Consider the following 12,744-nt stretch of genomic DNA (forward strand, 5'->3'; position numbering starts at 1 on the left):
CCCATGAGCACCGCTCCCCGCGTCCCCCGCGCTGCGACCTTCCACGGCCGCCTGGACCTGCGCCACCTGCTGCGCTGGCTGCGCGACGACGGCCTGCTGCCCGACGACGAGGCCGAACGCCTGGCGCGGCGCTTCGGCTCCACCGACTCCAGCCTGCACCCGCTGACCCGCCTGGCCGGCGCCGGCCTGGCCGACCGGCGCGACGGGCGTGCGCTCGATGGCGAGGCGCTGGCCCATTGGCTGGCGCGGCGCGCCGGCCTGCCCTTCCTGAAGATCGATCCGCTGCGGGTGGACGCCGGCCGGGTGGCCGAGGTGATGTCCCAGGCCTATGCCGAGAGCCGGCGAGCGCTGCCGGTGGCCGTGGGCCCGGCCGAGGTGACCGTGGCCACCTGCGAGCCCTTCGACCGCAGCTGGGTGAGCGAGATCGAGGCCCACACCCGCCGCCGCCTGAAGCTGGTGGTGAGCACGCCCGAAGACCTGTCGCGCTACACCACCGAGTTCTACCGCGTGGCGCAGAACGTGCACGTGGCGCGCAAGAGCGGCGAGGGCGTCGGCGCCACGCACAGCTTCGAGCAACTGGTCGACCTGAAGGCCCGGGACAACCTGGACGCCAATGACCAGGGGGTGATCCAGCTGGTCGACTGGCTGTGGCAGTACGCCTTCGAGCAGCGTGCCAGCGACATCCACCTCGAGCCGCGGCGCGACCTGGGCGTGGTGCGCTTTCGCATTGACGGCGTGCTGCACCCGGTGCACCAGGTGCCGGCCGCGGTGATGGCGGCGATGACCGCGCGCATCAAGCTGCTGGGCCGCATGGACGTGATCGAGCGCCGCCGCCCGCAGGACGGCCGCATCAAGACGCGCCGCCCCGACGGCGCCGGCGGCGGCGAGGTGGAGATGCGCCTGTCCACGCTGCCCACCGCCTTCGGCGAGAAGGTGGTGATGCGCATCTTCGACCCCGGCACGGTGGACAAGCCGTTTGATGCACTGGGCTTCAGCGCCGATGAGGCGCGGCGCTGGAACGCGCTGATCGCGCGGCCGCACGGCATCGTGCTGGTCACCGGCCCCACCGGCTCGGGCAAGACCACCACGCTCTATTCCACGCTGAAGAAGCTGGCCACCGAGGAGGTCAACGTCTGCACGGTGGAAGACCCGATCGAGATGATCGAGCCCAGCTTCAACCAGACCCAGGTGCAGCCGGTGGTCGAGCTGGGCTTTGCCGAGGGCCTGCGCGCGCTGATGCGCCAGGACCCGGACATCATCATGGTGGGCGAGATCCGCGATCTGGAAACCGCCGAGATGGCGATCCAGGCGGCGCTGACCGGCCACCTGGTGTTCAGCACGCTGCACACCAACGACGCGCCCTCAGCCATCACCCGGCTGGTGGACCTGGGCGTGCCGCCCTACCTGATCTCGGCCACCGTGATCGGCGTGCTGGCGCAGCGCCTGACACGCTCGCTGTGCCTGCAGTGCCGGCAGCCCGATCCGGTGGTCAGCGCCGAGCTGGCCCAGGAATACGCTGCGCCCTGGCGCCCGCTGACCGAGCCCCAGGCCTGGAAGCCGGTGGGCTGCCCGGCCTGCCGCCAGACCGGCTACCGCGGCCGCACCGCGCTGTATGAGCTGATGGAGCTGTCCGAATCACTGCGCAGCACCATGCACCCGCAACTGGACGAGCCGGCGCTGCGCCGTGCCGCGGTGCAGGCGGGCCTGCGGCCGCTGCGCATGGTGGGACTGGACCAGGTCGGCCGCGGCCGCACCACGCTGGAAGAGGTGCTGCGCAGCACGCCGCGCTGGGAATGCTGAGGCCATAGGCGGGTTTTCCCCAGGGGGTGGGCTACGTGTTGCCCGCAGGCGGTCGCGCGGCGGGCCTTCCTAGAATGCCGCGAACCCAATTGAGAGGAGAGTGTCCCCATGCATATCAAGAGCCAGAAGGATTTCTGGTCGGGGCTGATGTTCGTGGCTGTCGGCGTCGGTTTCGCCTGGGGCGCCACCGAATACAGCTTCGGCAGCTCGGCCCGACCCGGCCCCGGCTACTTCCCCTTCGGTCTGGGGGTGCTGCTGGCCATCCTGGGCGGCATGGTGCTGTTCAAGGCCCTGACGATCGAAACCAGCGACGGCGAGCCGGTGGGTGCCTTCGCCTGGCGGCCGCTGTTCATCATCCTGGGGGCCGTGGCCCTGTTCGGCCTGATGCTGCCGCGGGCCGGCATGCTGATCTCGCTGCCGGTGCTGGTCGTGCTGTCCAGCCTGGCCTCGGACGAGTTCAGCTGGAAGGGCTCGATCATCAACGCCGTGGTGCTGACCGCCCTGTCCTGGGTGGTGTTCATCAAGGGCCTGTCGCTGACCATCCCGCTGCTGCCGGGCGCCTGAGGACATCGCTGCCATGGATCTGTTGAACAACCTGGGCATTGGCTTCGCCACGGCCTTCACCCTCACCAACCTGCTGTACGCCTTCGGCGGCGCCGTGCTGGGCACCCTGATCGGCGTGCTGCCGGGCCTGGGCCCGGTGGCCACGATCGCGATGCTGCTGCCCAGCATCTATGCGCTGGACGCCACGCCGGCGCTGATCATGCTGGCCGGCATCTACTACGGCGCGCAGTACGGTGGCTCGACCACCGCCATCCTGATCAACGTGCCGGGTGAATCCAGCTCGGTGGTCACCGCGATCGATGGCTACCAGATGGCCCGCAAGGGCCGCGCCGGCGCCGCGCTGGCGGCGGCTGGTCTGGGCTCGTTCTTTGCGGGCTGCGTGGGCACGATCATCATCGCCGCCTTCGCGCCGCCGCTGACCGAGCTGGCCTTCCAGTTCGGCCCGGCCGAGTACTTCAGCCTGATGACCCTGGGCCTGATCGGCGCGGTGGTGCTGGCCTCGGGCTCGCTGGTCAAGGCGATCGCGATGATCCTGCTGGGCCTGCTGCTGGGCCAGATCAACACCGACGTCATCTCGGGCACGCCGCGCTACAGCTTCGACATCCCCGAGCTGACCGACGGCATCGGCTTCGTCACCATCGCCATGGGCGTGTTCGGCTTTGGCGAGATCATCGCCAACCTGGGCCGGCCGTCCGAGCACCGCGAGGTCTTCACCAAGAACGTCTCCGGCCTGTGGCCGACCAAGCAGGACTTCGCCGACGCCTTCCCGGCGGTGCTGCGCGGCACCGCGCTGGGCTCGATCCTGGGCGTGCTGCCGGGCGGCGGTGCGCTGCTGGCCTCGTTCGCGGCCTACACCGTCGAGAAGAAGACCCGGGGCCGCAAGGACGAGGTGCCCTTCGGTCAGGGCAACATCCGCGGTGTGGCGGGTCCGGAATCGGCCAACAACGCCGGTGCGCAGACCAGCTTCATCCCGATGCTGACGCTGGGCATCCCGCCCAACGCGGTGATGGCGCTGATGGTGGGCGCGATGACCATCAAGGGCATCCAGCCTGGTCCGCAGGTGATGAGCAGCAACCCCGAGCTGTTCTGGGGCCTGATCGCCTCGATGTGGATCGGCAACCTGATGCTGGTGATCCTGAACCTGCCGCTGATCGGCATCTGGATCAAGCTGCTGACCGTGCCCTACAAGCACCTGTTCCCGGCCATCCTGGTGTTCTGCTCGATCGGCCTGTTCACGCTGAACAACAACACCTTCGACGTCTACATGGCGGTGCTGTTCGGCTTTGCCGGCTACCTGTTCTTCAAGCTGGGCTGCGAGCCGGCGCCGCTGCTGCTCGGCTTCATCCTGGGCCCGATGATGGAGGAGAACCTGCGCCGCGCGCTGCTGCTCTCGCGAGGCGACTGGGCCACCTTCCTGACCCGTCCCTTGTCGGCCGGCCTGCTGATCGCCGCGGCCCTGCTGATCGTGGTGGTGATGCTGCCCTCGATCAAGAGCAAGCGCGAGGAAGCGTTCCAAGAGGACTGAGCCCGGACCGAGGACGTCCCTGCGGACGTCCGAGTGCCTGGCGAAGCCGGGACGGCTTGCAAGCCGTCCCGGAGCCGGCGGACCAGGGCGGCAAGCTCGAGTGCCTGGCGAAGCCGGGACGGCTTGCAAGCCGTCCCGGTGCCGGTCGATCAGGGCGCTGAGCTCCCATGACACTCGCCCCGCCTCGCGCGGGGCTTTTCGTTTCCAGGCGACACTGTCCCGCTGCCGATGAGTGACTCCAGCGCTTCCGCCCTGGCCCCCTTGCAGGGCCGCGTCTTCCGCATGCTGTGGCTGGCCTGGCTGGCTGCCAACATCACCATGTGGACGAACGACGCGGCGGCGGCCTGGCTGATGACCACGCTGACCGACAGCACCACGATGGTGGCGCTGGTGGCGGCGGCCTCCACCTTGCCGGTGTTCCTGCTGGGCCTGCCCAGTGGCGCCTTGGCCGACCTGCTGGACAGGCGCCTGTATTTCGCCAGCACCCAACTGTGGGTGGCGGTGGTGGCCTGCGTGCTGGCGGCGGTGTCGCTGTCGGGGGCGATGACCGCGCCCCTGCTGCTGGCGCTGACCTTTGCCAATGGCATTGGCCTGGCGCTGCGCTGGCCGGTGTTCGCGGCCATCGTGCCCGACATCGTGCCCAAGGTGCACCTGTCGCAGGCGCTGGCGCTCAATGGTGTGGCGATGAACCTCTCGCGCATCGTCGGTCCGGTGCTGGCGGGGGTGGTGCTGGCCAGCGCGGGGCCGGGTTGGGTGTTCGTGCTCAACGCGCTGCTGTCGCTGGTGGCCTTCGTGATCATCCTGCGCTGGCGCTCGCAGCAGCGGCGCACCAGTGCGCTGCCGGGCGAGCGATTCGTCGGTGCGATGCGGGTGGGGCTGCAGCATGTGCGGCAGTCGCCACCGATGCGGCGGGTGCTGGCGCGCATCTTCCTGTTCTTCCTGCAGACCGCGGCGCTGACCGCGCTGCTGCCGCTGATCGCCCGCGGCCTGGCCGGCCCGCAGCAGGGCGCCCACCTGTTCACACTGCTGCTGGCCTGCCAGGGCGCGGGCGCGGTGACCGCGGTGATGTTCTTCCCGCGCTGGCGTGAGCGCTTCCCGCCCACGCTGTTCGTCACCGTGGGGCCGCTGGTGCATGCGGGCCTGACGCTGCTGATCGCGTTTGCGCCGCACCCGGCGGTGGCGGCGCTGGCCATGGTGCTGGCGGGCATGGCCTGGATCTCGGCGGCCAACACGCTGACGGTGTCGGCGCAGATGGTGCTGCCCGGCTGGGTGCGGGCGCGCGGCATGTCGATCTACCAGATGTGCCTGATGGGTGGCACGGCGGCCGGCGCGGCGCTGTGGGGCCAGGTGGCCGGGCACAGCAGCGTGCGCAGCGCGCTGGTGGCCTCGGTGGTGGCCGGCGTGGCCGTGCAGTTGCTGCTGCGCCGCTGGCCGCTGATCAGCGACAGCGCGCCCGACCCCAGCCCGGCCCAGCCCGCCGGCGGCCTGCCCGAACCGGCGTCGCCGGTCGACCCCGAGGCCGGGCCGGTCATGGTGACCGTGGAATACCAGATCGACCCCGCGCGCGAGGCCGCGTTCAAGGCCGTGATGCAGCAGACCCGCCAGGCCCGGCTGCGCCAGGGTGCGCTGTCCTGGGGCCTGTTCCAGGATGCCGCGGCGCCCGGTCGCTACATCGAGTACTTCGTCGACGAAAGCTGGGTGGAGCACCTGCGTCGCCACGAACGCTTCACTGCCGGTGACATCGGCCTGCGCGAGCAGCGCCTGGCTTTCCATCTGGGCGACGAGCCGCCCCGCGTGCGCCGCTACATCGACGCCCAGGTCGAGCCCTGACCCTATGATGCCGCGCATGCATGGCACGCTTCGACCCCTCGCGCTGGTGGCAGTCGCTGCCGCCCTGGTCGCCTGCGGGGGCGGCGACGACGGCCTGGCCGTCGGCTTCGCGGCCGAGGCCTCGCAGTGGCAGCTGGGCTCGGCCGACTACAGCGACGACACCGCGCCCTCCGAGTTGTCGCAGACGGTGGTGGCCCTGCCCGCGCCGCTGGCCGGCCAGGGCCTGCGCCTGGCCGGCCACAACCACAGCGATGACCTGTTCGTCTTCACCGCCCGCCGCATCGACGGCCTGCAGCCCGGGGCGCGCTACCGCGTGCGCTGGGCGCTGCGCATGGTGGCCACGGTGCCCGGTGGCTGCATCGGCGTGGGCGGCGCGCCCGGCGAGGGCGTCACCGTCAAGGCTGGTGCGGCCGGCCGTGCGCCGGCGCGTGTGCGGGAGGGCGCCGAGTGGCGCTTCAACCTGGACAAGGGCGATCAGACCCAGGGTGGCAGCGAGTCCATCGTGCTGGGCAATCTCAGCAGCAGCGGCCGCGACTGCGTGGCCGTGCCGCCCGAACTCAAGCCCCTGTCCGGCGTGCAGCCCACCCCGCTGGTGGCCGCGGCCGATGGATCGGCCTGGGCCTGGGTGGGTTTCGACTCGGGCTACGAGGCCGCGTCCGAGCTGATCCTGGTCGATGGCCGACTGACCCTGGAGCCGCTGTGAACCATTCCTTCAACTACCACTGCCACTACCCCAGCGCCCGCCTGCCGGTGTTCGCGCGCAACATGGTGGCCACCTCGCACCCGCTGGCCGCGCAGGCCGGTTTGCGCATGCTGGCCGAGGGCGGCAGTGCCGCGGATGCCGTGGTCGCCGCAGCCGCGGTCATGACCCTGGTCGAACCCTGCAGCAACGGCCTGGGCTCGGACGCCTTCGGCATCGTCTGGGACGGCCAGCGTCTGCAGGGCCTGAACGCCTCGGGGCGCGCACCGGCCGCCTGGACGCCGGCCTATTTCCGGCAGCGCCACGGCGAGGCGGTGGCTCCCCCGGCGCGCGGCTGGGACGCAGTGACCGTGCCCGGCATGGTGGCCGGCTGGATGGCGCTGCACCAGCGCCTGGGCCGGCTGCCCTTGGAGCGCCTGTTGGCGCCGGCGATCGAGATCGCCGAGCGCGGCTATGCGGTGCCGGTGGTGGTGCAGCAGAAATGGGCGGCGGCGGCGCAGGTCGAGTCGCTGGTGCGCCAGCCGGGCTTTGCCGAGCTGTTCCTGCCCCGTGGGCGCGCGCCGGACGTGGGCGAGCGCTTTGCGATGCCGGGCGCCGCGCGAACGCTGCGCGCGATCGCCCGCAGTGGTGGCGAGGCCTTCTACCGCGGCGAGGTGGCTGCCGCGCTGGCCGCCGCCTCGGCGGCGCAGGGCGGCTCGATGCGCACCGCCGACCTGGCCGGCATGGCGGCGCAGTGGGTCGAGCCGATCGCTGTCGACGCGCTGGGCCACCGCCTGCACGAGATCCCGCCGAACGGGCAGGGCATCACCGCGCTGATCGCGCTGGGCATCCTGCGCCGCTTCGACCTGGGCGCGCTGGACCCCGATGGCCCCGAGGCCGCGCACCTGCAGATCGAGGCGATCAAGCTGGCTTTTGCCGATGTCTACCGCTTCGTCGCCGAGCCCTCGGCCATGACGGTGGGCGTGCAGGACCTGCTGGACGAGGACTACCTGGCCGCACGCGCGCGCCTGATCGACCCACGCCGCGCGCAGGTCTTCCAGGCCGGCACGCCCGGGGACGTGCACCGCCGCGGCGGCACGATCTACCTGTGCGCCGCCGACGAGCAGGGGATGATGGTCAGCTGGATCCAGAGCAACTACATGGGCTTCGGCTCCGGCGTGTGTCTGCCGGACTGGGGCATCAGCCTGCAGAACCGCGGCCATGGCTTCAGCCTGGTCGATGGCCATCCCAACCAGGTGGCACCGGGCCACCGGCCCTTCCACACCATCATCCCCGGCTTCCTCACCGATGCCGATGGTGCGCCGCGCATGGCCTTCGGTGTGATGGGCGCCAACATGCAGCCGCAGGGCCATGTGCAGACCCTGGTGCGCATGCTGGCGCACCGCCAGCAGCCGCAGGCCGCCTGCGATGCGCCGCGCTGGCGCTTCAACCAGGGCCTGTCGATCAACACCGAGGCGCACTGGCCAGCCGCCACCGTGGCCGGCCTGGCCGAGCGCGGCCACCAGGTCGAGCCGATCAGCGACAGCTACCAGGACTTCGGCGCCGGCCAGTTCATCTGGCGCCTGGGCGATCCGGCGGTCGAGGGTTATGTGGCCGCCAGCGACCCGCGGCGCGACGGCGCGGCGGTGGGCTGCTGAATGACCGGCGGCGCGCGCGTCTCGGCCTTTGCCTCGGCCCGCGGCGATCAGCTGTGGCCGGGCATCGTGCTGGCCGCGGCCGGCGCCGTGGCCTTCTCGGGCAAGGCCATCCTGGCCAAGCTGATGTACCGCCACGGCGTGGACGCGGTGACGGTGGTGGCCTGGCGCATGGCGCTGGCGCTGCCGATGTTCCTGTCCCTGGCGGTGTGGGCCAGCCGCGGCCAGGCCGCGCTGACGCGGCGCGACTGGCTGGCGGTCTGGGGCCTGGGCTTCTCGGGCTACTACGCGGCCAGCATGCTGGACTTCGCCGGCCTGCAGTACATCAGCGCCAGCCTGGAGCGGCTGATCCTGTACCTGGGCCCGACCATCGTGATGGTGATCTCGGTGCTGTGGTTCAAGCGGCATGTCAGCACCCGGCAGTGGCTGGCGGCGGCGATCAGCTACTCGGGCGCGCTGGTGGTCTTCGGCCATGAGCTGACGCTGCAGGGCGGCGCGGTGGCGCTGGGCGCGGCGCTGGTGTTCGGCAGCGCGGTCAGCTATTCGGTCTACCTGGTGGCCAGCGGCGAGGTGGTGGGCCGGCTGGGGTCGATGCGCCTGACCGGCCTGGCCAGCAGCGCGGCCTGCGTGCTGTGCCTGTTGCATTTCGCGCTCTTCAGGCCCTGGGATGCGGCCGTGGTGCCGGCGCCCGTGGTGGCGCTGTCGGCCCTCAACGCGCTGGCCTGCACCTTTGCACCCGTGCTGATGGTGATGATGGCGATCGAGCGCATCGGCTCGGCCATGACCGCCCAGGTGGGCATGATCGGGCCGCTGTCGACGATCGCGATGGGGGTGTGGCTGCTGGGCGAGCCTTTCACGCCCTGGCTGCTGGCCGGCACGGTGCTGGTGATGAGCGGCGTGTGGCTGCTCGCCCGTTGGCGATAGGAGGACGAGCGATGGACATGGGGATCGCGGGCCGCTGGGCCCTGGTGTGTGCGGCCAGCAAGGGCTTGGGCAAGGGCTGCGCACAGGCGCTGGCGGCCGAGGGCGTGCACCTGGTGATCACGGCGCGAGGCGCCGAGGCCCTGGAGGCCACTGCGGCCGAGCTGCGCTCGGCATCCCCGGGCATCACGGTGCGCACCGTGGCCGGCGACATCACCACGCCGGAGGGCCGCGCCGCCGCGCTGGCCGCCTGCCCGCAGGTCGACATCCTGGTCAACAACGCCGGCGGACCGCCGCCGGGTGACTTCCGTGACTGGGACCGCGCGGCCTGGATCGCGGCGCTGGACGCCAACATGCTGACCCCGATCGAGCTGATCAAGGCGGTGGTCGACGGCATGGCCGAGCGCGGCTTCGGGCGCATCGTCAACATCACCTCGGGCGCGGTGAAGGCGCCGATCGACATCCTGGGCCTGTCCAACGGCGCGCGCAGCGGCCTGACCGGTTTCATCGCCGGCCTGTCGCGCCAGCCGCGCCTGGCCAGCCGCAACGTCACCATCAACAACCTGCTGCCCGGCGCGTTTGACACCGACCGCCTGCGCAAGACGATGGAAGGTGCCGCGGCGAAGAGCGGCCAGCCGCTGGAGGCGGTGATGGATCAGCGCCGCCAGGTCGCGCCCGCGCGGCGTTTCGGCTCGCCCGCCGAGTTCGGTGCGCTGTGCGCCTACGTCTGCAGTGCGCAGGCCGGCTTTCTCACCGGCCAGAACCTGCTGATCGACGGCGGCGCTTACCCCGGCAGTTTCTGATCACACCAAAGGCGGCAGGCCATGCCGCGCGCGGGCGCGGCTGCAGGCCTCGTCGCCACGGCCCAGCGGCGCCAGCAGGCCGAATTCGCGGCAGGGCGACGGCCGCCACTCGTAGATGCCGCAGTGGGCCTGCACGCCCACCGTGCCCACCAGGGCCGCGCAGCGCGGCTGGGCGTGGTCGGTGCCGCGCATGCGGCAGGTGCCGTCGGTGACCTCGACCGTCAGGCCGTCGGGCACGCGGCCGAAGCGGCTGTCCAGCTCCTCCACCGAGAAGTCCACCCGGAAGGCGGCGCAGCAGGCGCCGCAGCGGACGCAGGGGTTGTCGGCCTCGGCCACGTCAGAAGGGGACGTAGTCGTCGTCGGCCGGCGTCTCGGCGCGCACCACGGTGACGGTGCAGTCCGACTCGGCCACCACCTGCGAGGACACGCTGCCCAGGTAGCGGCGCAGCGCCGACTGGCCGCGCGCACCCATCACGATGTGGTCGACGTGGTTGCGCTTGGCGAAGTCGATGATGGCCGCCGCCGGGTCCGGCGCTTCCAGCACATGGAAGGTCAGCCGGCCGTCGTCCAGGTTCAGCGACTTGCTGATCGGCCGTGCCCAGTGCTTGAGGTTGACCAGCTGCTTGACGTGCACGCTGCGGCCTTCGGCGTCGACCAGCTCGTCCATGCCGATGCGCGCGGTCTTCATCACGCTGACGCAGGCCAGGCGCGCGCCGGGCTCGGTCAGCACGATGCGGCGCACGGTCTCGCGCAGCTGCTCGAGCAGCTGGCTCGAGGCCGAGTCGATGTCCACCGCGGCCATGATGATCGGGCTCTTCTTGACCAGCTCGGACGCGCTGACCGCGCGGTTGTCGGGCTCGCTGCCCAGCGCGAAGAACCAGCGCTTCATGCGCTTGAAGGCGCTGGACTGCTGCAGGCGCTCGGCGCGCCGCGTCAGCGCGATCTGCGTGGGGTTCTGCAGGTCGAGTGACAGCTGCGCGGCGCTCTGGTAGCGGTGCTCGGGCTTGACCTCCAGGCACTTCAGGATCAGCTCCTGCAGCCAGGGCGGACAGTCGCTGCGCAGCGCGCGCGGCGGCACCGGGTCTACGTACAGCCGCTTGCGCAGGCCGCTGACCGAGGTGGGGGCGCCGAAGGGGCGCTCGCCGGTGGTGAAGTGGTAGAGCATCACGCCCAGCGCGAAGATGTCGCTGCGCGGGTCGTTGCGGACGAACTGCACCTGCTCGGGCGACATGTAGGGCCCGGTGCCCATGGGCAGCGTGAACTCCTCGTCCAGCAGGTCGGGCAGGTGGTCGTGGCGCGACAGGCCGAAGTCGACCAGCACCGCGGTGCCGTCGGGGCGGAACAGGATGTTGCTGGGCTTGATGTCCAGGTGCACCACGTTCTGCCGGTGCAGCTCGTGCAGCGCCTGTGCCACGCGCGAGCCGATCTCGACCACCTCGTCCAGCGCCAGCGGCGCCTGGTCCAGGCGCGGGCGCAGGGTCTCGCCCGGGATGTGCTCCATGACGATGTGGGGCTGGCGCGTGAAGTCGCCCTTGGCGACGAACTTCGGCACGTGCGGCCCCGAGAGCATCGGCATGATCATGCGCTCGACCTCGAAGCCGACGATCGTGGCCGGGTCTTCGCCGCCCTTGATGCGCGGCACCTTCATGATCAGCGGAAGCGGCGGGTTGTCGGCCAGCGGCCGGCCCTGGTCGTCGACGCGCTGCACGCGCCACAGCGTGGCCATGCCGCCCTGGTGCAGACGCTCTTCGAGGCGGAAGCCGTCGATGACCTCGCCCACCTGCAGTACACGTTGCCCGGCATCCGGCGCCGGCCCCTTGCCGCCGGCGAAGCTGCTGCTACTGTCCATGGGCCAGGCGGTCGGCAAGGCGCTCCGGCAGGCCGGCGGCGCGGATCTTGGCGGCCGCCAGTTCGTGGTCGTAGGGCACGCGCTGGAAGCTCAGGGTCTGCTCGCGCAGGTCGAACATCGCGTAGCAGGCGGCCGGGTTGCCGTCACGCGGCTGACCGGCCGAGCCGGGCACGATCAGCCACTGGCGGTGCGGCGGCACCGGAATCGGCACGCCGGGCGTGGGCACGAAGTCGCCCGCCTTGCCGGTGCCCGACAGGTGGAACAGCTTGGGCTCGTGCATGTGGCCGCAGAAGGTGTAGTGGCAGGTGGTGGCATGCAGGCTGCGCACCGCCTCGATCCGGCCCTGGATGTACTCCCACTCGGCCGGCGCAAAGGCGTTGGCGTGCACGAAGAGCATGTCACCCTCGGTGTGCGACATCGGCCGCTCGGCCAGGAAGGCCAGTTGGGCGGGCGTGAGCTGCGCGCGGGTCCACTCCACCACCTGGCGGGCGTCCGGCCGCATGTTGGGCGAGATTTCCTGGACGCAGCCGGCATCGTGGTTGCCGTTGACGGCGATCGCGCCAGCGGCCACGTACTCGCGCACGGTGTCGACCACCCAGCCGGGATCGGCACCGTAGCCGACATAGTCGCCCAGGAATGCGTAGCGCTGCGCGCCGGCGGCCTTGGCATGGTCCAGCACCGCCTGCACCGCCTCGCGGTTGGCATGCAGGTCAGTGATCAGGGCGAGTTTCATCGTTGTGAACCCTTGTTGTCTCCTGCGGGGAGCTTGCGCCGGGCGCCTGACAGGACGCTGATCGCTCGCTTGCCCCAGATCAAGGGCAGGCCAATGCGTCAGCCGATCCGGCCGAGCAGAAGGTACGCCATGAGTGCCTTCTGCACGTGCATTCGATTTTGGCTACGGCTCACGTCCGCTGCGCGGACATGACCCTGCGCCGAAACAGGCTGCCGGCCCTGGCGGGCCGCCGGCCCGGCCTTCAGCCGATCCGGCCGAGCAGAAGGTACTCCATGAGTGCCTTCTGCACGTGCATTCGATTTTGGCTGCGGCTCACGTCCGCTGCGCGGACATGACCCTGCGCCGAAACAGGCTGCCGGCCCTGGCGGGCCGCCGGCCCGGCCTT

Annotated in this window: 11 protein-coding genes; 8 read left to right on the forward strand and 3 right to left on the reverse strand. The window is 71.1% G+C overall.

Features of this window, described 5'->3' with window-relative positions:
- Window positions 1-3: 3 nt before the first annotated feature.
- The 8 genes from KAK03_RS05755 (at window position 4) to KAK03_RS05790 (ending at window position 9,777) form a co-directional block, all read left to right on the forward strand.
- A complete protein-coding gene (locus tag KAK03_RS05755; RefSeq protein ID WP_210852219.1) occupies window positions 4-1,800 on the forward strand; it encodes a GspE/PulE family protein in 1,797 nt (598 codons plus the stop codon).
- A 108-nt stretch (window positions 1,801-1,908) separates the two neighbouring features.
- Window positions 1,909-2,364, forward strand: coding sequence for a tripartite tricarboxylate transporter TctB family protein (locus KAK03_RS05760; protein ID WP_210852220.1), 456 nt, complete (start codon window positions 1,909-1,911; stop codon window positions 2,362-2,364).
- A gap of 13 nt (window positions 2,365-2,377) precedes the next feature.
- Window positions 2,378-3,889, forward strand: coding sequence for a tripartite tricarboxylate transporter permease (locus KAK03_RS05765; RefSeq protein ID WP_210852221.1), 1,512 nt, complete (start codon window positions 2,378-2,380; stop codon window positions 3,887-3,889).
- Window positions 3,890-4,117: 228 nt separating this feature from the next.
- The gene (locus tag KAK03_RS05770; RefSeq protein WP_210852222.1) at window positions 4,118-5,719 is read left to right on the forward strand and encodes an MFS transporter; all 1,602 of its coding nucleotides are present in this window, start codon (window positions 4,118-4,120) and stop codon (window positions 5,717-5,719) included.
- A gap of 16 nt (window positions 5,720-5,735) precedes the next feature.
- The gene (locus KAK03_RS05775) at window positions 5,736-6,422 is read left to right on the forward strand and encodes a hypothetical protein (RefSeq protein WP_210852223.1); all 687 of its coding nucleotides are present in this window, start codon (window positions 5,736-5,738) and stop codon (window positions 6,420-6,422) included.
- A 62-nt stretch (window positions 6,423-6,484) separates the two neighbouring features.
- The gene (locus KAK03_RS05780) at window positions 6,485-8,056 is read left to right on the forward strand and encodes a gamma-glutamyltransferase family protein (RefSeq protein WP_210852283.1); all 1,572 of its coding nucleotides are present in this window, start codon (window positions 6,485-6,487) and stop codon (window positions 8,054-8,056) included.
- Window positions 8,057-8,977, forward strand: coding sequence for a DMT family transporter (locus KAK03_RS05785; RefSeq protein WP_210852224.1), 921 nt, complete (start codon window positions 8,057-8,059; stop codon window positions 8,975-8,977).
- 11 nt (window positions 8,978-8,988) lie between these two features.
- Window positions 8,989-9,777 (forward strand): SDR family NAD(P)-dependent oxidoreductase, encoded by a 789-nt coding sequence (locus KAK03_RS05790; protein ID WP_210852225.1) that lies wholly within the window; start codon window positions 8,989-8,991, stop codon window positions 9,775-9,777.
- On the opposite strand, the gene KAK03_RS05795 is transcribed toward KAK03_RS05790, so the two are convergent.
- The 3 genes from KAK03_RS05795 to KAK03_RS05805 are packed head-to-tail and all read right to left on the reverse strand — an operon-like array spanning window position 9,778 to window position 12,359.
- Window positions 9,778-10,113, reverse strand: coding sequence for a YkgJ family cysteine cluster protein (locus KAK03_RS05795; RefSeq protein WP_210852226.1), 336 nt, complete (start codon window positions 10,111-10,113; stop codon window positions 9,778-9,780).
- Between the two features lies 1 nt (window position 10,114).
- Window positions 10,115-11,626: a serine/threonine protein kinase gene (locus tag KAK03_RS05800; protein ID WP_210852227.1), complete on the reverse strand. Its 1,512-nt coding sequence runs from the start codon at window positions 11,624-11,626 to the stop codon at window positions 10,115-10,117.
- Window positions 11,616-12,359, reverse strand: a complete 744-nt coding sequence (locus KAK03_RS05805) for a metallophosphoesterase family protein (RefSeq protein WP_210852228.1) — start codon at window positions 12,357-12,359, stop codon at window positions 11,616-11,618. Before KAK03_RS05805 ends, KAK03_RS05800 begins: the two co-directional genes overlap by 11 nt.
- Window positions 12,360-12,744 lie beyond the last annotated feature (385 nt).

It is taken from the genome of Ideonella alba (genome assembly GCF_018069845.1).
GTDB lineage: Bacteria > Pseudomonadota > Gammaproteobacteria > Burkholderiales > Burkholderiaceae_C > Ideonella > Ideonella alba.